The 16,690-nt window shown below is 68.7% G+C and carries 17 protein-coding genes; 8 read left to right on the forward strand and 9 right to left on the reverse strand.

What is annotated here, in order from left to right; all coding sequences use genetic code 11:
- Nucleotides 1–411 (reverse strand): TerD family protein (locus ON39_RS32865; protein ID WP_040740022.1); only part of this gene is annotated, 411 nt, incomplete at its 3' end.
- Between the two features lie 31 nt (nucleotides 412–442).
- Nucleotides 443–1,867, reverse strand: coding sequence for a TerD family protein (locus tag ON39_RS32870; protein ID WP_040740024.1), 1,425 nt, complete (start codon nucleotides 1,865–1,867; stop codon nucleotides 443–445).
- 183 nt (nucleotides 1,868–2,050) lie between these two features.
- Between ON39_RS32870 and ON39_RS32875 the strand changes: the two genes are divergently transcribed.
- From ON39_RS32875 to ON39_RS49870, 4 genes are all read left to right on the forward strand, one after another.
- A complete protein-coding gene (locus ON39_RS32875) occupies nucleotides 2,051–2,674 on the forward strand; it encodes an AIM24 family protein (protein ID WP_040740025.1) in 624 nt (207 codons plus the stop codon).
- A gap of 10 nt (nucleotides 2,675–2,684) precedes the next feature.
- Nucleotides 2,685–3,380 (forward strand): AIM24 family protein, encoded by a 696-nt coding sequence (locus tag ON39_RS32880; protein WP_040740026.1) that lies wholly within the window; start codon nucleotides 2,685–2,687, stop codon nucleotides 3,378–3,380.
- Between the two features lie 2 nt (nucleotides 3,381–3,382).
- Complete coding sequence (locus tag ON39_RS32885) at nucleotides 3,383–4,147, forward strand: AIM24 family protein (protein ID WP_040740097.1); 765 nt, start codon at nucleotides 3,383–3,385, stop codon at nucleotides 4,145–4,147.
- Between the two features lie 104 nt (nucleotides 4,148–4,251).
- Nucleotides 4,252–4,956: a hypothetical protein gene (locus tag ON39_RS49870; RefSeq protein ID WP_174412595.1), complete on the forward strand. Its 705-nt coding sequence runs from the start codon at nucleotides 4,252–4,254 to the stop codon at nucleotides 4,954–4,956.
- A 7-nt stretch (nucleotides 4,957–4,963) separates the two neighbouring features.
- Here ON39_RS49870 and ON39_RS32895 read toward each other — a convergent pair whose 3' ends face one another.
- Nucleotides 4,964–5,872 carry an NAD-dependent epimerase/dehydratase family protein gene (locus ON39_RS32895; RefSeq protein ID WP_040740101.1) on the reverse strand — a complete coding sequence of 303 codons (909 nt, stop codon included), beginning with the start codon at nucleotides 5,870–5,872 and terminating at the stop codon, nucleotides 4,964–4,966.
- A 14-nt stretch (nucleotides 5,873–5,886) separates the two neighbouring features.
- Nucleotides 5,887–6,684, reverse strand: coding sequence for an MBL fold metallo-hydrolase (locus tag ON39_RS32900; protein ID WP_040740028.1), 798 nt, complete (start codon nucleotides 6,682–6,684; stop codon nucleotides 5,887–5,889).
- A gap of 46 nt (nucleotides 6,685–6,730) precedes the next feature.
- Between ON39_RS32900 and ON39_RS32905 the strand changes: the two genes are divergently transcribed.
- Nucleotides 6,731–7,153: a MerR family transcriptional regulator gene (locus ON39_RS32905; protein WP_040740030.1), complete on the forward strand. Its 423-nt coding sequence runs from the start codon at nucleotides 6,731–6,733 to the stop codon at nucleotides 7,151–7,153.
- A 3-nt stretch (nucleotides 7,154–7,156) separates the two neighbouring features.
- On the opposite strand, the gene ON39_RS32910 is transcribed toward ON39_RS32905, so the two are convergent.
- From ON39_RS32910 to ON39_RS32925, 4 genes are read right to left on the reverse strand one after another with little or no spacing between them, the layout of a single operon-like run.
- Entirely contained in the window at nucleotides 7,157–8,002 is an 846-nt protein-coding gene (locus tag ON39_RS32910) for an HAD family hydrolase (protein ID WP_040740031.1), read from the reverse strand.
- Nucleotides 8,002–10,515, reverse strand: coding sequence for a phosphoribosyltransferase domain-containing protein (locus ON39_RS32915; protein ID WP_083894829.1), 2,514 nt, complete (start codon nucleotides 10,513–10,515; stop codon nucleotides 8,002–8,004). The genes ON39_RS32910 and ON39_RS32915 overlap by 1 nt, the downstream gene beginning before the upstream one ends.
- Entirely contained in the window at nucleotides 10,512–11,726 is a 1,215-nt protein-coding gene (locus tag ON39_RS32920; protein ID WP_174412596.1) for an HpcH/HpaI aldolase/citrate lyase family protein, read from the reverse strand. Before ON39_RS32920 ends, ON39_RS32915 begins: the two co-directional genes overlap by 4 nt.
- A 14-nt stretch (nucleotides 11,727–11,740) precedes the next feature.
- A complete protein-coding gene (locus ON39_RS32925; RefSeq protein WP_246002899.1) occupies nucleotides 11,741–12,958 on the reverse strand; it encodes a hypothetical protein in 1,218 nt (405 codons plus the stop codon).
- Between the two features lie 145 nt (nucleotides 12,959–13,103).
- Between ON39_RS32925 and ON39_RS32930 the strand changes: the two genes are divergently transcribed.
- The 3 genes from ON39_RS32930 to ON39_RS32940 all read left to right on the forward strand — a co-directional run bounded on the left by ON39_RS32930 (nucleotide 13,104) and on the right by ON39_RS32940 (nucleotide 15,726).
- On the forward strand, nucleotides 13,104–13,679 hold the full coding sequence (locus ON39_RS32930) for a TerD family protein (RefSeq protein ID WP_040740034.1): 576 nt from the start codon (nucleotides 13,104–13,106) through the stop codon (nucleotides 13,677–13,679).
- A gap of 212 nt (nucleotides 13,680–13,891) precedes the next feature.
- Nucleotides 13,892–14,992 (forward strand): DUF475 domain-containing protein, encoded by a 1,101-nt coding sequence (locus ON39_RS32935; protein WP_040740035.1) that lies wholly within the window; start codon nucleotides 13,892–13,894, stop codon nucleotides 14,990–14,992.
- 110 nt (nucleotides 14,993–15,102) lie between these two features.
- Nucleotides 15,103–15,726, forward strand: coding sequence for a TerD family protein (locus tag ON39_RS32940; RefSeq protein WP_040740036.1), 624 nt, complete (start codon nucleotides 15,103–15,105; stop codon nucleotides 15,724–15,726).
- Between the two features lie 17 nt (nucleotides 15,727–15,743).
- Here ON39_RS32940 and ON39_RS32945 read toward each other — a convergent pair whose 3' ends face one another.
- Nucleotides 15,744–16,643, reverse strand: a complete 900-nt coding sequence (locus tag ON39_RS32945) for a DMT family transporter (protein WP_246002900.1) — start codon at nucleotides 16,641–16,643, stop codon at nucleotides 15,744–15,746.
- Nucleotides 16,644–16,690: the final 47 nt, after the last annotated feature.

Consider the following 16,690-nt stretch of genomic DNA (forward strand, 5'->3'; position numbering starts at 1 on the left):
CAGCCGCCAGCCTGTGCCGCGGCGGTACACCTCGAGGCAGATGAGCGCCGCCTCCCCCGCCGACGGCGTGACCACGAATTCCGCTGCCGCCCGGTCGTTCTCGGACAGGGTCGCGGTCACCGTGCCGAGGCCGCCGGGGCGCCCGGGGACGGCCGGGTCGGCGCTGACCACGAGCAGCACCGCCTTGGCGTCGCCGCGCACCTCGGGCAGCGCGACGGTCACCTCGTCCTTGTCCAGCCGCACCCCCGGCGCGCTCGGCTGGTTGTAGAAGACGAAGTCCTCCGGGGCGAAAACCTTCAGGTTCTCCGCCACCACCAGCGCCGAAACATCCAGCGCCGCATCGGCTTTCGCGCCGAAGCGAACGACATCACCGGTCAGCGGCACGTTCTGACCGGCCTTGAGTTGAATCACCTTGTCTACCTTGCTGTCAACGCCACCCAGATCACGCGTGCTGGAGAAACCGGCCCAGGTGCGGCACCGCCTCGCCGGGGTGCTTGGCCGCGAAGCCCTCGCCGAGCGCCTGCAGCTTCCAGTCGTTGCCGACCCGGAAGACCTTGGCCATCGCCATCGCGGTGAACGGCATGCCGCCGGCCAGGGTGTACCTGGCCAACTCGGCGTTGGTCGTGCCGTCGACCAAGCGGCAGAACGCATTCTGGATCTGCTCGAAGGTGTGGCCCTTGTAGGAGGTCACGATGAACACCAGCGTGCTCACGTGCGCGGGGATGCGGGTGAGATCGACCAGGATCACCTCGTCGTCGCCCTCGCCCTCGCCGGTGAGGTTGTCGCCCTGGTGCCGGATCGAGCCGTCCTTCGAGGTCAGCTGGCCGTAGTAGGCGACGTCCACCGGGTTCGTGTCGGCGAACATGACCACCGACGCGTCGAGATCCACGTCGACGGTGCGGTTGCCGAACATGCCTCGATTGCGCACCGGGTCCCAGCCGAGGCCCATCTTGACGAAGGTCAGCGCGGCGCCGCCCTCCTTGCGCAGGGTGACCCGCTGGCCCTTGACCAGGCTGACCGGGCGGTCCTTGCTCAGGCTCACCTCGGCGGGCGGCTGCTGCGGCGCCGGCTGTCCCGGCGGCGGGTAACCACCCTGGCCGGGCGGCGGGTAACCGCCCTGCGGGGGCGGCGGATAGCCGCCGGGGCCGGGCGGCGGCGGGTAACCGGGGCCGGGCGGCGGGTAGCCCCCGGTCGGCGCGTACTGCGGATCCTGTTGCGCCGGATAGGCGGGCGTGGTCGGCGGCGGGTAGTTCGGCGCGGGCTGGGTGGGGTACGCCGGCGGCTGCTGGGCCGGGTAGGCGGGCGGCGGCGCGGGCTGAGCCTGCGGCGCGGGCTGACTCTGCGGTGCGGGCTGGGCCGGCGAGTCGTCGACGGTCACGCCGTGATCGGTGACCAGCGCGGCGAAACCGCCCGCGTAACCCTGCCCGACGGCGCGCACCTTCCAGCTGCCCTGGCGGCGGTACAGTTCGAGCGCGATGACGATCGACTCGGTGTTCAAGCCCTCGATCCGGTACTCGTACAACTGATTACCGGCCGCGTCCGAGACGATCGCCGTCGGCGCGGGGAACCGGCCGAAATTGGCGTTCGCGTCGTCCAGCGTGATGACCGCGCGGATCTGCGCGATATCGGCGGGTACCGCGTTCAACGACACCGCGAGCGAGGCGGGCTGCCCGGCCGGCGCCGGCTGTAGATTGACGCCGGGTCCGCTCGGCTGGTTGAAGAAGACGAAGTCGGCGTCGCTGCGGACCTTGCCCTGCTCGGTGACCAAGAGCGCGGACAGATCCGCGGGCGCCGTGAGCTGGACGGAGACCACCACGTCGTTCGTGGCCAGCGGACCGTTTTGGCCCTTGGCGAGTGTTGCGGACAAGTTAGACCCTTCGCTTGTCGGTGCGTTCGAGTGCCACTCTACGAGAAACGCGCGGTCGGCGGTTCGGGTAAAGGCGTCGACGGTCCGGGCAGTCGCCGAGGTGATCGGTTAATGTGTCGACACGCAGTTGGAATGTGGTGCCTTTCCATGTTCCCGAACGAGACAGCAGGCAGAACACTTTCCATGGCGCAACTGTTCGAACAATCCAAGAAGGTGATCGAGGCCCATCTCGCGGGCACCACTCTTCGCGCGATTTCCGGCTCGATGATCGCCTACGAAGGCAACGTGCAGTTCAAGGCGGCCGGTTTCGGCGGCGGCGACGGCGTGCTCGCCGGGCTCAAGCGCCGCGCCACCGGCGAGAAACTCTCGCTGATGGAGTGCGCCGGCCACGGGCGGGTCTTCTTCGCGGTGAACGGTCAGCACGTCACCGTGGTCAATCTGAACAACGAGACGCTGCAGGTGGAGTCGCAGCAACTGCTCGCGTTCGCCGGAAACCTGCGCACCGACGTGCGTTTCGCCGGCGTGCGTGGCGCGTCGACCGGGGCAGGCCTGTTCACCACGACGGTGTCGGGCCAGGGGCAGGTCGCGCTGCTGTCGGCGGGCGGGCCGCTGATCCACCTGGAGGTGTCGCCGCAGTACCCGCTGATCGTCGATCCGGACGCGTTCGTCGCGGCGCGCGGCAACCTCAATCAGTCCTTCGTCACCGACGTGTCCTGGCGCACGCTCGTCGGCCAGGACGCGGGCGAGGCGTTCTCGCTGCGCTGGGACGGCCAGGGCGTGGTGTTGATCCAGCCGGCGGAACGGTAAGGGCGAGCGGATGTTCGAGAAGGTCAACGGCAAGGTCGTCAAGGTCAATGTCGGGATGGCGGGCGGCGTGGTCGCCCGCACCGGCGCGATGCTGTTCTACACCGGCGATGTTTCCTTTGCGCCGCACCAGATTCCGGGCGGCCAGGGCATGGGTGGCGGCGGCTTGATGCGGATGGCCGGCCGGATGATGGCAGGCGAGCACGAGATGACCATGCTCGCGCAGGGCAGCGGCGAGGTGCACTACGGATTCGCCGGCCTGGAGGTGCACGTCGTGCACATGCAGCCGGGCGCGGTGCTGCGGGTGGAGGCGTCGCGGCTGCTCGCCAACACCGCGGGGCTGCAGAGTTCGGTTGTGTCGGTGATGAGTTCGGGCGGCGGGGGCGGTGGCGGCGGGTTGATGGGCGCGCTGCGCGGCGCCGCGTCCGGCGCGCTGACCGGCCAGGGCATGTTCACCACGCAGCTGTCCGGGCAGGGCGCCGCGGTGCTGCTCGCGCACGGCGGCTTCCTGGAACTCCAAGTGGGCGGGCCCAATCCGATCGTGGTCGATCCGCAGGCGTTCGTCGCCGCGTACGGCAATGTGCAGACCGAACTGAAGACGGCGCTCAGCTGGCGCGACGCGGTGGGCCGTGGTTCGGGTGAGGCCATGCAGTTGCACTGCGTCGGACAGGGTGTCGTGTACGTACAGGCCTCGGAAGAGAAGTTGTGATCATGCCCGAAATCCTGAATCCGATGAATCTCGGTGCGAGCGACAACCTTCCGGGAAACAGCTACGCCTACTGCATCGACCTGACCAAGCCCTGGTTCATGCGCAAGGGCGCGATGATCGCCTACTACGGCGACATGCGATTCCAGATGCTGACCCACGGCCTGCAGGGCGGGCTGCTGCACATGGTCGCGCAGCAGTTCTCGGCCCCGCTGTTCACCGGCGACTACGTGGTGGCCGAGGGGCACGGCAAGCTGATCATCGGCGACCGCGGCTACGACATCAACTCCTACGACCTCGAGGACAACGGCAACCTCACCATCCGCGCCGCCAACCTGCTCGCGTTCGAACCGGGGCTCTCGCTCAACCAGTCCATCGTGCCCGGCTTCCTCACCCTGATCGGCACCGGCAAGTTCCTCGCCTCCTCTAACGGCCCGGTCATGTTCGCCGAGCCGCCGCTGCGGGTGGACCCGGAGGCCCTGGTCGGCTGGGCGGACTGCCCCTCCCCCAGCCACCACTACGACCAGCGCTGGATCTCGAGCTTCCTCGCCGCGGGCGCCGCCCGCTTCGGCGTCAACTCCGGCGAGGAGCGTCAGTTCGACTTCACCGGCGCGGGCACCGTACTCATCCAATCCAGCGAGAAGGTGCTCAGCGACGCCATGCTGGTGCGCACCATCGAGGGCCAGATCCAGAGCGGCATCACGCCGAGCGGACTGCAGCGTTTGCAAGGCGTCATCGCTCAGCAGCTGGGTGGGCAGCAGGGCTACTGAGCGGGCGGACGACCCGGGAATCATTCTCCGGGTCGTCCATTCGACGGACTCAGGGACGTTCGACGCGGGGTTAGTTTTCCGGCAGGACACTGCTGGGAGGCATCGTGAGTATCGGACTGATGATCGGCATCATCGCCGGGGCGATCGTATTGATCGTGAAGCGGTTCATGGGTGAGCCGGTGGACGCGCGGGATACCTTCCTGACGCCGTTGATCCTGGTCGGGGTCGGTGTCTACAGCGTGACCAAGGTCGACGACCTCGGCGGGATCGACATCGTCTGGCTGGTCGTCGGCGGCGTCGTGGGTATCGCGTTCGGGGCGGTGCGCGGCACCACCACCGTGCTGTTCGCCCGCGACGGGCATCTGTGGCAGCGCTACACCGTGAAAACCCTTGTGGTGTGGGCGGTCTCGGCGATCGCCGGTTTCGGGATCACTCTGCTCGGGCACGCGACGGGGATGCATCACGACGCCAAGCCGATCACGCTGTCGATCGGCATCGGCATGCTCGGCGAGATGCTCACCCTCGGTCTGCGCGCGCTGTCCACCGGCGTTCCGTTCGCGCCCGACAAGAAGTCCGGCTCCTATGGCCAACGCGGAGAGAGCAATTCGTATCTCGACCGGTTCCTCGACAATCTCGGGCATCCGGGCACGGCGCGTGAGACCGGCGACTCGGGCCAGCCGCCGCGACGCGACGCACCGGATCAGTACCTGCGCAAACCCACCGACGCGCAGCATCCGCGCATCGATCGTTCACCTACGCTGCGCGACGGTCTCGACTGGCTCAACCAATTCCGGGACCGCAGAGCATGATCGACGATCACGTCCTCTGGCGCGACAGCCAAGCATCGCGGAGAATCGCGGCAATATCGGAAAACTTTGGCTCCCAGCCCAATTCACGCCGCGCCCGGTCGACGTCGCCGATCAGTCGGGGCGGCTCCGGCACCGCCGCACCATGTCCGACGGCGATCGTACGACCGGTCAGGCGGGTCGCCTCGGCGACGAGTTCGCTGACACTGACCCCGATGCCGCTACCGATGTTGTACCGGCGGCACGCACCGGGCTCCGGCAGGTGCGCGACCGCCGCCGCGAAAGCCCTTGCGGCGTCGTCGATGTGCACATAGTCCCGGACGACGGACCCGTCGCCGTTGATCGACAGGCACGAACCCTCGCCCGCCGCCGCCAGCACGCGCGGCACGATTCTGGTCGGGTCCGGATCGTCGCCGCCCGCGATATTGAACAGCCGCAACACCACCGCGCCCAGCCGACCCGTGGACGCCTGCGCGGCGATCACCGACTCGGCGGCCTGTTTGCTCGCCGCGTACGGATGGGGCGGCCGGTCCGGCAGATCCTCGGTCATCGGCTGCCGCTCCGGCGTGCCGTAGATCGACGCCGTCGACGCGAAGACCAGCTTGTTCACCCCCGCCGCCGCCATCGCCCGCAGCAGCGAGACGGTGCCGCCGACATTGACCTCGTAGTAGCGCAGCGGGTCGTCGAGCGATTCGCGGACGCGGGTCAGCCCGGCCAGATGGCACACCGCGTCGACCTCCCGGACCGCCGCGGTCACCGCCTCGGTGTCGAGCAGGTCGGCGGTCTGAACCGGAACTCCCCGCGGCACCCGCGCCCGCGCACCATGCACCAGCCCTGCCACTTCGTGACCATCGGCCCGCAACGCCTCGACCACCGCGCCGCCGAGGTACCCGTTCGCTCCCGTCACCAGTACACGCACCGGGCCATTGTCGGTCACCGGTAACCGGCGAACTCCCACGGATCGTGCGCGCTGAACACCGAGACCTCCTCGCCGTGCTCACGGACGAGTTCGCGCAGCCGAGCCTGGGTGCCGACCCGGAGATCGTGGTGTACCTCCGAGGTGGTCTGCACAATGTCCATGATCGGGTGCGGATGGTGCCGCTGCTCCAGTTCGCGGTGGTAGTAGTAGGCGTCGCCGCTGTGCAGCAGCCAGCGTTCGCCGTCGCGCACCGCGACCCCGGCGTGCCCGGCGGTGTGTCCGCCGAGCGGGATCAATCTGAAATCGTCTGGCAGCCCCCGCAATCGGGTAGAGGTGAAGCCGAACCAGTCCTCGCCCCGCTCGGGCGAGTAGGTGACCCAGCGCGGCTCGTGCGCCCAATGCGCGTCGCGGTAGCGGAAACTCGGCGCCTCGGCGAGCGCGGCCGCGAGCTCCGCCGCCAGCACATGAACCTCGGCCTGGGGGAAATCGGGCAGGCCGCCGCAGTGGTCCACGTCGAGGTGGGTCAGGACGATGTGGCGGACGTCCGCGGGCTTGTAGCCGAGGCGCGCGACCTGCCGGATCGCCGTCTCCTCCTCGTCCAGTAGCGGCTGCGCCATGGCGACCCAGTCCGCGCCGAGCGTGCCTGCCGGATCGCGAACGTCGTCCAGGCCTATCCCCGTCTCGACGAGAACCAGTCCGGCGGCGTCGGTCTCGACCAGCAGGCAATGGTTGACCGCGTGCGCCGGCGACGGCCCCGGGTAGGTGGCCTCGATCTGTCGCACGGACCCGCAGTTGAGGTGATGAATCGTCATGCCGGGTAGTCTCCGACTTAAAGCGCGCTTCAAGTCAAGGAGAGCAATGACCGACACCCTGCTCGATATCGCCGAGGTCGCCGCGGCGTCCGGGCTCGCGCCGTCCGCCTTGCGGTTCTACGAGAAGCGCGGGCTCATCACACCGGCGGGCCGCAACGGCCTGCGTCGCACCTTCCGGCCCGATGTGCTCGGCCGCCTCGCGCTGGTCTCCTGTGCCCGCGGCGCCGGCTTCACCATCGCCGAGATCGCCGGATTCCTGCGGGCCACCCCCAGCGACACCGAGTTACGCGCGGGCATGGCCCGCAAGGCGCGGGAACTGGACGAGGACATCGCCAGGCTCACCCGCATGCGCGACAGTCTGCGCCACGCCTCCACCTGCACGCACGAGCCACTGGTCGAATGCCCCGACTTCAAGACGACCTTTGAGAACGCCACCGCGCCAGGGGATTTCGCGCGCAAGGCGGTGTAGCTGCTATTCGGGCATCGGCGGGGAGCCCTTGATGAACCAGTTGATGATCTCCTCGCCCGCGAGGATGCCGGTGGCGCGGGTGATGGTGAGATTCGGGTGCGTCCAGTTGAGGTGTTCGAGCTCGCCGTGCCTCGGGCGGATCGCGTAGTCGGCCGCGCGCAGCATCTCGGCGTCGAGCGCGCCGTCGCCGGCCGCGAAAGTCCGTGCCTCGTCGGCGAGTTCGCCGGACTCCAGGAGCCTGCGCCGAACCTCGGCGACGGCGTGGCTCTTGCAGACGACGTCGGGCATGGCGTAGATCTTGCGACCCTGCTGGGAGGCGGACCAGCCGCGTTCCCGGCACCACGCGTCCCACTCGGCCAGGAAGCCCGCGGGCACCTCCTTGGGGCGCACGACCAGATAGCAGAACAGGTCGTCGGCCTCGCGAAACTTGCTGACCCACGAGTCGTCGATCCTGGTCCGCAGCTCGGCGGTGATCTCGGACAGGGTCGCGCCGCCCGCGCGCACCTTGGCGTCGATGTCGATGCGCCAGCGCAGATCGGGCACGCCGTCGACGAGGATATTGCCGCCGTTGCTCGTGATGGCGTAACGCCATGGGGCGCCGGGCAATCGGATGCGCGAGAACTGCTTGATGGTCCGGGTGGTCGTCGGGATCACCGCGGCGGGCTGGGTGAGGGTCTGCATGCGCAGCGCGGCCGCGGTCGTCATGAACGACAGCGGCGCGCCCTCCAGATGCTCCACGCAGACCGTCGGCACGTCGGCGTGCGCGCTGAAGGCGTTGCGGGAGTAGATCATTGTTCGATCGAGATCGGTGGCCACGAGCGAGTGTCTTCGTAGCCTGGATAAATCCATCACGTCCGGCGCACGTCCTTGATCAGTCCCATACACGAGTAGGCCAGGCCGGGCACGACCTCGACCGGCACGCCGCGGGCCGCGGCGAGCAGACGGATATGCGCGTGCTCCGGGGCCTCGGCCGCGCGGACCAGCACGCGCCACGGCAGCCGCCGCAGCAGGACCCGCGTGGTCTCGCCGACGCCGGGCTTCACGAAATTCACGCTGTCGATGCCGTATTCGGCGCGCACCTGTTCGACCGAGGCCCAGCCGGTCCAGGTCGGCGTGCGATCGCTGCCCTGGACCGCGGCCACCGCCGCGGGCACGTCGGCGCGGACGGCGTCGAACGCGGCGGCGACCGTGTCGAGCAGGCGCTCGGACACATCGTCGCCGGTTAACTCGCGGTAGTACTTGGCACCGTGGAACTCGCCGGGCCCGATCAACGCGTCGTTCAGCACGGTACGCGAAACCAGCCCGGACACCGTCGAATTCAGACACGCCGAGGCGATGAGGAAGTCGTCGCGGGTGCCGTAGGTGCGCACGCAGTGTCCGGGATCGGCCAGCACCGCGAGTTCATCGTTGAACCGTGCGCCGCCCGCCGCGTGGTACGCGTCGAGCGCCTCGGTGAGCTCGCGGGTGATGGCGCCCTTGCCGGTCCAGCCGTCCACGAACACGATCGAGGCCGGATCATGGTGGCGGGCCAGGTAATCCAGCGCGACGGCGTCGATGCCGCGGCCGCGCACGATCGACACCGCGTAGTGCGGCACGTCGAGACTCGGCAGCCCGGCCCCGCGCCCCGACCGCAGCCACCGCTTCATGAGGATGCCGATCGGTGTGCCCGCGCGGGCCAGCGACACCAGCACGATGTCGTTACCGCGTTCGGCGACAACGAGTTCCGCGACGGTCGCCACGGCGAGCGCGAGCCGCTCGGCGCTGTCGGCGAGCACCTCGTCGAAGAGCGTGCGGTAGGCGGCGTCCGGCTGGTACTCGATCGGCAGCGACTCCGCGTAGTGCGCGGCGCCGGACTGGATGCGCCGCTCCCGGTCCGCCACGTCGGCCTCGAGATCCACCTCGGACAGATCCTTCAGCAGCCAGGAAACCTCTTCGGCCGCATAAGAACCGAAATCGGGACCGTGCAGCGGCTCGGGCAGTGTCGTTACACGGCCGCCGCGCTCGGCGTGCAGCGTGCGCGGATCGGCGCCCGGCAGCACCGCGACGAGCACATCCGCGCCGGAGGCGGTCAGCACGTCTACGAGTCCGCCCTCGGCGACGAGTTCCTCGGTGTCGGCGGGCGGGTCAACTACCACCACCAGCACCGGATCAGCTTCGGCGTCAACCGGATCCGTCTGCTCGGCGGCGTCCGGCCGACCGGAGAACTCGGCGGTCCAGTGCGCGTTGTACAGGTAGCGCGGCTGCTCCTGACCGGACTCCGGTGCGGTGAAACGGAATCCGCGCCGCAGCGGGTAACCGGGCTCGTCCAGCACGTACGCCGGCGATCGCGTGGTCGTCTGATACCGGGTCGGCGTACCGGCGGCGGCCAGCTCCGCCGCCAGCCGCAGCGGCAGATACATCAGCTCCTCGTGCGCCAGCACGATCACCGGCCGGTCCGCGAACTGCGCCGCGAGCCGCGACCGCAACACCTCGTGCGCGGCGCCGACCGCCGCGTCGAACGCGGGAAGGTCCGAGCGAAGGACCCCGTGCCTGCCGCCCTCCGGCACCGCGGCGGGCCACGGCAACTCCAGCCGAGTGACCGAACCACGCTGCGCCGCAACAGGGTTCAGCTCAGGCTCGGGCAGCTCCGCGACCGCCTCGACCAATCCCTCCGGCAGCACGGTCCGCCCCGACGCCAGGCAGGCGGTGTCGATCTCGGCCCCCAGCTCCGCCGCCGCCTGTTCGAAGGCGATGCGATCCGCCTCGAGGCGCATGTCCACCAGCGAGGCCAGCACGTACCGCGTGCGCGGCGAGAACGCGTGCAGCGCCCGGATGGCGTCGAGTGCCGTTGCGCCGGTGGAGATCTCGTCGTCCACCAGCACCAGCGGCAGATCGTTGCGGAAGAGATCGGCGGGCACGGGCTGCAACTGGTGCGAGGTGGCGTGCGAGTGCCCCTCCTCGAACCCGGTCAGCGTCTCGACCTCGGCCACGTCGCGCCGCGTCGAATGCAGGTAGCCCACCGCACCGATGCGCGCCGCGACGCAGTGCCCCAAACCCGTTGCCGTCTCGGCGAACCCGAGCACCAGCGCGGGACTGTCACCGAGCGCCGCGCGCACCAGATCGCCGAGGCGGTCGCCCGCGTCGAGCACGACCCGCGGCTCGGTCGGCACGTGTTTACCGAGCACGGTGGAGACCAGCAGATGCGCGCGCCGGGGATTGCGGCGCAGGCCGGGCTGGATCAACTCCCCGATCGCGAGCTCGGCGGGCAACGCACTCACCGGCCGGGCGTCGAGCGCCCCGTAGGACCGTTCGTGGCGCAGATCGAGCCCGAGAGTTTTCGTAGCCCAGGGAATTCCATCGATCTCGAGCGCAACGCCGCTCATACAGTCACCAATGCCGACAACAAATCCACGAACGAAACTCCCTTGTTGGCCACACCGAATACCCGCGCCCGCAACAGCGTCTGCCGCGCCCAACTCCGGTGCGGCCGCATCTCATTCATCTTGTTCCGATAGCCCGACGCCGCGACGCCGCCCACATCCACCTGCAGAATGTCCAGCGCGTCCGAGTACTCCTCGTGCGTCACCACCGACAGCGCGTGCACCGCCGCCACATGCGACGGATGGATCACGGTTTTGCCCTGGATCCCGTTGGCCCGGTCCAGCGTGATCTCGCGCAGCAGCCCATCCAGGTCCCGGCTCACCAGGTACTGCCGGAAGGGCACCGCGTCGGACTCCTCGAACGGCGCCGTGCGCAGTAACGGCCGGAACATCCGCTCGTGGTCGGCGAAGTACTCCCAGACCGGCCCGGTGATCACGAAACCCGTTCCGTCCGCGCGCCCCAGGTAGTTCACGATGTCGGCGATGACATCGGCGACCACCCGCACGTCGTAGATCGTCAGGTCGCGATCGCGCCGGATGCCGAACGTCGAGCACATGTCCGTCGCGCCGACGCGCACCGCGAGCACCCGCTCCCGATGCTCGGCCAGCAGCTCCGCGATCCGCGTCAGTTCCTGGTCCCGCGTCTGCCGGTGCACCAGCCCCGCCGATTCCAGCACGGGCATGCCGTAGATCGGCCGGTCGAGCCGCCGCGCCGCCGCGCTCAACGCGTCCAAATATCTCGGCCCCGTCGCGCTGTCGAACTTGGGGAAGACGAACCCGGTCAATACCGAAGCGCCCGCACCGAGCTGGTCGACGATCTCGGCGATCGTGTCCGCGTCGCGCACCCGCACGAACAGCAGCGGGTTGGCGTCCCCGTTGGCCGCGAGCAGGTCCAGCGTCTCGACGGTCTGTCGCTTGGCGTACTCGACCTCGTGATCGGCGACCGCGTCCTCGAGGTCGATCACCATCGAGCACACCCCGCGCTCGGCGCGTTTGCTGATGGTGAGGGCCAGGTCGGGGCGGGTCGCCGGCGCGTACAGCGTCGCACCCAGCCCGAAGGCCAGTAACTCTCGATCGGTGTGGTCGTCGCCGAACGGCTCGGGCGCGCGGTGGAAAAGATTTCGTGCCTCGGGGCCGTGCAGCTGCCGAAAGTGGCGCAGCGGCATTCGCTTCCGCAGGGAAACCTCCCGCTGGACGGCGATGCCTGCGGTCATTCGTTAACCCATCCTCATTCTCGTCGTGGTCCTGCTTGTTTTCTCATTCGTTCCACTACCCCGGCTATGAAGTCCGCAATCGTGTCCAGCTCGACGACATAGGCCCAGTAGTCCGGGTGCCGACCCGACAGTGTTTCGCTGATTCGATCGATCCGGGCAACCTGTGCGTCCAGCACAGAGCCCCATTCGGTGACGAGCCCGCGACTCACCGCGAGCATTTGGGCGTCCCGCAGCCGAAATCGTACGGCCTTGGCCTTCTCTTGCGGGTCGGACCGGACCGCACGCAATGTGGCGAGCCGCTTGGTGACGGCGTCGACCTGCTGTTCGGCCTCCGTGAGATACCCGCGGGCGGATGTGGTCAGATCAAGTGCAGTCTCCGGGTCGTGCGCCGCCGCCGCGGCTCGCGCCCGGCCCAGGGCAGCGTCCGCGGCCTCGATGGCTCGCTGGCTTTCCCGTTCATTGTCGGCCAGATCCGCCGAACTCGCAGCGCTGAACTCCCGCAGCAGCGCGGAGTAGGCCGGCGCGAGGCCCTCGGCCCTGGTCCGCGCCGCGGCCAGCCGGGTGGTCACCGAGGAGATCGCGGTCTTCGCGGCCGCGGCGCGAGATGGCGCCTGCGCCAACGCATCCGCGAGCCGCTTCGTCGCCGTCTCCAGCCGGTTGGCCGCCTCGCGCACCGTCGCCGCCGACGCGCCCGGCTCCGCGGCTTCCAGTGTGATGAGAGCCTCATCCACGGCCGCGGCCTGGCTGCGCACCGAGGGGTAGTTCGCGTACTCGGATTCGGCCGCCTGCCCGCGCACCCCGGCCGCGGCCACCTTCACCTGCTGAGCCAGCTGCGGCACGGTGCCGAGCACGGCGACGGCGTGCTCGAGCTGCGCCTGGTTGCCGCGGTAGAACTCGTCGACGGCGCGGGCCGCGTCGGTCAGCTGCCGAGTCACCGACTGGGCCTGCTGTGGCCCCTGCGCCAACGCGATTCCGTCGCGTTCGGCCTGCTCGAGCCGCTCGGTCAGCGCGACGTACGCGCCCGCGGCGTCGTAGCAACGACCCCGCACCGGCTCCCACGCGGCCGCCATCCTGCGGTCCGGGAACACCTGCTCGGCCGCGTGCACCGCCGCCTCGGCCGCGCTCTGGCGCTTGTCCATGTCGAGGAACGCCGAGGCCAGCGCCTCTCGCGCCGGCGCGATCCATTCGTTGTTCCCGGATGACCGGAACCAGCCACGCCTACGACCCACCACGCCCCGATCTTAGAGATCTCCGGTGTTCACCGGGGGTTCCGCGGGTTCCTACGCAAGTTCGCGGAAACCTACTACTGTCGTAAGGCGTACCCGGCGATTCGGACATGCTGGGAACCAATGACGGACTATTGAAAGGGAATCCCGCATGGGTGTCAGTTTGTCCAAGGGCGGCAATGTCTCGCTGACCAAGGCGGCGCCTAACCTCACCAACGTCGCCGTCGGCCTAGGGTGGGACGTGCGGACCACCACCGGTACCGACTTCGACCTCGACGCCAGCGCGATCGCGACCGGCGCGGACAAGAAGGTGCTCTCCGACCAGCACTTCGTGTTCTTCAACAACCTGAAGTCGCCCGACGGCGCCATCGAGCACGCGGGTGACAACACCACCGGCGAGGGCGAGGGCGACGACGAGGTCATCAACGTCGACCTGGCGAACACCCCGCCGACCATCGAGAGCATCTTCTTCCCCGTCTCGATCTACGACGCCGAGACCAGGCAGCAGTCGTTCGGTCAGGTGCGCAACGCCTACATCCGCGTCGTCGACCGCAGCAACAACAACGAGCTCGCCCGCTACGACCTCACCGAGGATGCCTCCACCGAGACCGCCATGGTCTTCGGCGAGCTGTACCGCAACGGGGCCGAGTGGAAGTTCCGCGCGATCGGCCAGGGCTACGCCTCCGGCCTCGCGGGCATCGCCCGTGACTACGGCGTGAACGTCTAAGGAACGCACGGCGGTTCGACAGGGGGCCCGGCGACGGGCCCCCTCGTCATGCGCCCCGCCCTGGCTCGAAGCCCACCGCTTCAGCGGGCACGACACCGTTGGACAACCGGCGGTTCAGCGGCCACGCTGGTATCAGCGGTGCCATATCGGTTACATCAGACAAGCGCTCGGACGGCAACAACGTCCGGCCGACGCAGACGAAAGGTCCCCGCGTGGTCCTGCGCATTTTCGGCATGTCAATCATCGTGACGGTGCTGTCGCTCGCCGCCGCGCTGCTCTATGGAGGACCGACCGCGCTGGCGCTGGCCGCGATCCTCGGCATCCTCGAGGTCTCGCTGTCGTTCGACAACGCCGTCATCAACGCGACGGTGCTCGAGCGGATGAGCGAGTTCTGGCAGAAGATCTTCCTCACCATCGGCGTGCTGATCGCCGTGTTCGGCATGCGGCTGGTCTTCCCGCTGGCGATCGTGTGGGTCACCGCGGGCCTGAACCCGGTGAAGGCGCTCGACCTGGCGTTGAACCCGCCGGCCGACGACGCGTCGCACTTCGCCAACGGCGATCCGAGCTACGAGACGCTGCTCACCGACGCGCACCCGCAGATCGCCGCGTTCGGCGGAACGTTCCTGCTGCTGCTGTTCCTGAACTTCATCTTCGAGAAGCGCGACATCACCTGGCTGTCCTGGCTGGAGCGCCCGCTCGCCCAGCTCGGCAAGCTCGACATGCTCTCGGTGGTCGTCGCGTCGATCGCCCTGCTGCTCACCGCGGAACTCGTCGCCGCCGAGGACGAGCGCGCCACCGTGCTGGTCGCCGGCCTGCTCGGCATGGTCACCTACATCGTGGTGGACGGCCTCGGCTCGATGTTCCACACCGAGGAGCACACCGGCGACGGTCCGTCGCAGCTGGCGAAGGCCACCGGTAAGGCCGGGTTCTTCCTGTTTCTCTACCTCGAGGTGCTCGACGCATCGTTCTCCTTCGACGGCGTGATCGGCGCGTTCGCCATCACCTCCGACCCGATCATCATCGCGCTCGGCCTCGGCCTGATCGGCGCCATGTTCGTCCGCTCGATCACCGTATACCTGGTGCGCAAGGGCACGCTGTCGGAGTACGTGTACCTCGAGCACGGCGCGCACTGGGCGATCGGCGCGCTGGCCGTCATCCTGTTCATCTCCATCGGCGTGCACATCAACGAGCTGATCACCGGCATGGTCGGCATCGCGTTCATCGGTGCGGCGTTCATCACCAGCGTCATTCGCAATCGCCGGGAAGACGACGAAAAAGTGGACAGCGAACGAGAGCCGACCCCGGTAGGCTGATTTTCGGCAGAACAGCCGAAGACTCGTGCGGCAGCGGCCATTCCCCTCCGGGGAGACCGCTGCCGCTCCCGTATTGGTGCCACGCACACAGCCCGAGGGGGATCACGCCGATGGCGATCGACAGCAACGCCGGTGGGGTCAACCTCTCGAAGGTGACCCTGTCGAAGGCGACACCGAGCATCAACCTCACCAAACCCGGTGAGCAGCAAGGGAACATGCGGGTCAACCTGAACTGGTCCACCGGTTCCAAGGGGTTCTTCCGCAGGTCCAAGCCGGTCGATCTCGACCTCGGCTGTCTCTACGAACTCGCCGACGGCAGCAAGGGCGTCGTGCAGGCGATCGGCGGGAACTTCGGCGCGCTCGACGCCCCGCCGTACATCCTGCTCGACGGCGACGACCGCAGCGGCACGGCGGCCGGCGGCGAGAACATGCACATCAATCTCGCTCGGCCCGAACTGTTTCGGCGCGTGCTGATCTTCGCGTTCATCTACGAGGGCGTGCCGAACTGGGCCGCCGCCGACGGCGTGGTCACCCTCTTCCCGACCTCCGGCCCGCAGATCGAGGTGCACCTCGACTCCCCCGTCGACGGCGCCCGCTCCTGCGCCATCGCGCTGCTGCAGAACCAGGGCAGCGGGATCACCGTGCACCGAGAGGTGCACTACATCAACGGCGCGCAGAAGGAGATCGACGAGGCCTACCGCTGGGGCATGAACTGGCAGAGCGCCCGCAAGTAAGACCCCGCGCCGGGCCTTCATCGCACCGCCACCACCGGCCGCGGCGTAACCAGCGGAGCCGCAGACGGTTTGCGCGCGGCGAGCACGAGCCCGAGCACGCCGACCGCGAGACCCGCGATCGTCAAGGGGTGCAACGGCTGATCGATCAGCACCCAGGCGAGCAAGGCCGTCACGGCGGGGGTGGCGAAGAACAGCTTGCCGACCCTGGTCGCGTCCCAGCGCCGCAGCATCGCGTTGAGCAGCAGGAACGCGGCCATGGAGTTCACGAACACCATCCAGGTGAGTGATCCGGCGAACCTGCCGAGGTCCGATACGTGCAGCTCACCGGTCAGCCAGGCCAGCACGCCCGCGATCGGCGCGCTGACGACCACGTGCAGCGCCGTGGCCGCCCTGGAGTCGACCTCGGGCACGAATCGCTTCTGATACACCGTGCCGACGCTCAGCCCGAGCAACCCGACCACGCACAGCGCCAGGCCGATCAGCGACAGGTTCGACTGGTCGAAGACCGCCATGGCCACACCGACGCCGCCGATCGCGAAGCCCAACCACTGTCGCGCCGTGACGGTTTCGCCGAGCACCCCGGCGAACAACGCGATGACCACCGGGTTCAGGCCCTGCACCAACGCGATGACGGCGGCGGGCACATGCTCGCCCATCGCCGTGTAGAACGCGCCGAACTGAACCATCTGCATGAGCAACCCGGCGACGGCGACGTGTCGCAGCTGCCCGCCGCGCGGCCAGACCGCACGCATCACGAAGGCGTACCCGGTGAGCAGGATTCCCGCGATCGCGTAGCGCGCGAACAACACCATCATCGGCGGCGCCGCCCCGACGCCGATCATTCCCGCGATGAACGCGCTGCTCCACAGCACGACGAACAGCGGCTGCGCGACCACCGACATGAACTGAGCCTTCACGAGCCCTCCTGAGCTAACCGCCTTGGGTGGTTACACCGTCGCAGCTC

Origin of the sequence: Nocardia tenerifensis NBRC 101015 (genome assembly GCF_000308715.1) — a bacterium.
GTDB classification, from domain to species: Bacteria; Actinomycetota; Actinomycetes; order Mycobacteriales; family Mycobacteriaceae; genus Nocardia; species Nocardia tenerifensis.

Excerpts from the sequence above, each read along its gene's own strand:
- ON39_RS32875 (WP_040740025.1), top strand. The coding sequence starts at position 2,051 with ATGGCGCAACTGTTCGAACAATCCAAGAAGGTGATCGAGGCCCATCTC.
- ON39_RS32940 (WP_040740036.1), top strand. The coding sequence starts at position 15,103 with ATGGCGATCGACAGCAACGCCGGTGGGGTCAACCTCTCGAAGGTGACC.
- ON39_RS32930 (WP_040740034.1), top strand. The coding sequence starts at position 13,104 with ATGGGTGTCAGTTTGTCCAAGGGCGGCAATGTCTCGCTGACCAAGGCG.
- ON39_RS32885 (WP_040740097.1), top strand. The coding sequence starts at position 3,383 with ATGCCCGAAATCCTGAATCCGATGAATCTCGGTGCGAGCGACAACCTT.
- ON39_RS32920 (WP_174412596.1), bottom strand. The coding sequence starts at position 11,726 with ATGACCGCAGGCATCGCCGTCCAGCGGGAGGTTTCCCTGCGGAAGCGA.
- ON39_RS32910 (WP_040740031.1), bottom strand. The coding sequence starts at position 8,002 with ATGGATTTATCCAGGCTACGAAGACACTCGCTCGTGGCCACCGATCTC.
- ON39_RS32880 (WP_040740026.1), top strand. The coding sequence starts at position 2,685 with ATGTTCGAGAAGGTCAACGGCAAGGTCGTCAAGGTCAATGTCGGGATG.
- ON39_RS32915 (WP_083894829.1), bottom strand. The coding sequence starts at position 10,515 with ATGAGCGGCGTTGCGCTCGAGATCGATGGAATTCCCTGGGCTACGAAA.
- ON39_RS32900 (WP_040740028.1), bottom strand. The coding sequence starts at position 6,684 with ATGACGATTCATCACCTCAACTGCGGGTCCGTGCGACAGATCGAGGCC.
- ON39_RS32905 (WP_040740030.1), top strand. The coding sequence starts at position 6,731 with ATGACCGACACCCTGCTCGATATCGCCGAGGTCGCCGCGGCGTCCGGG.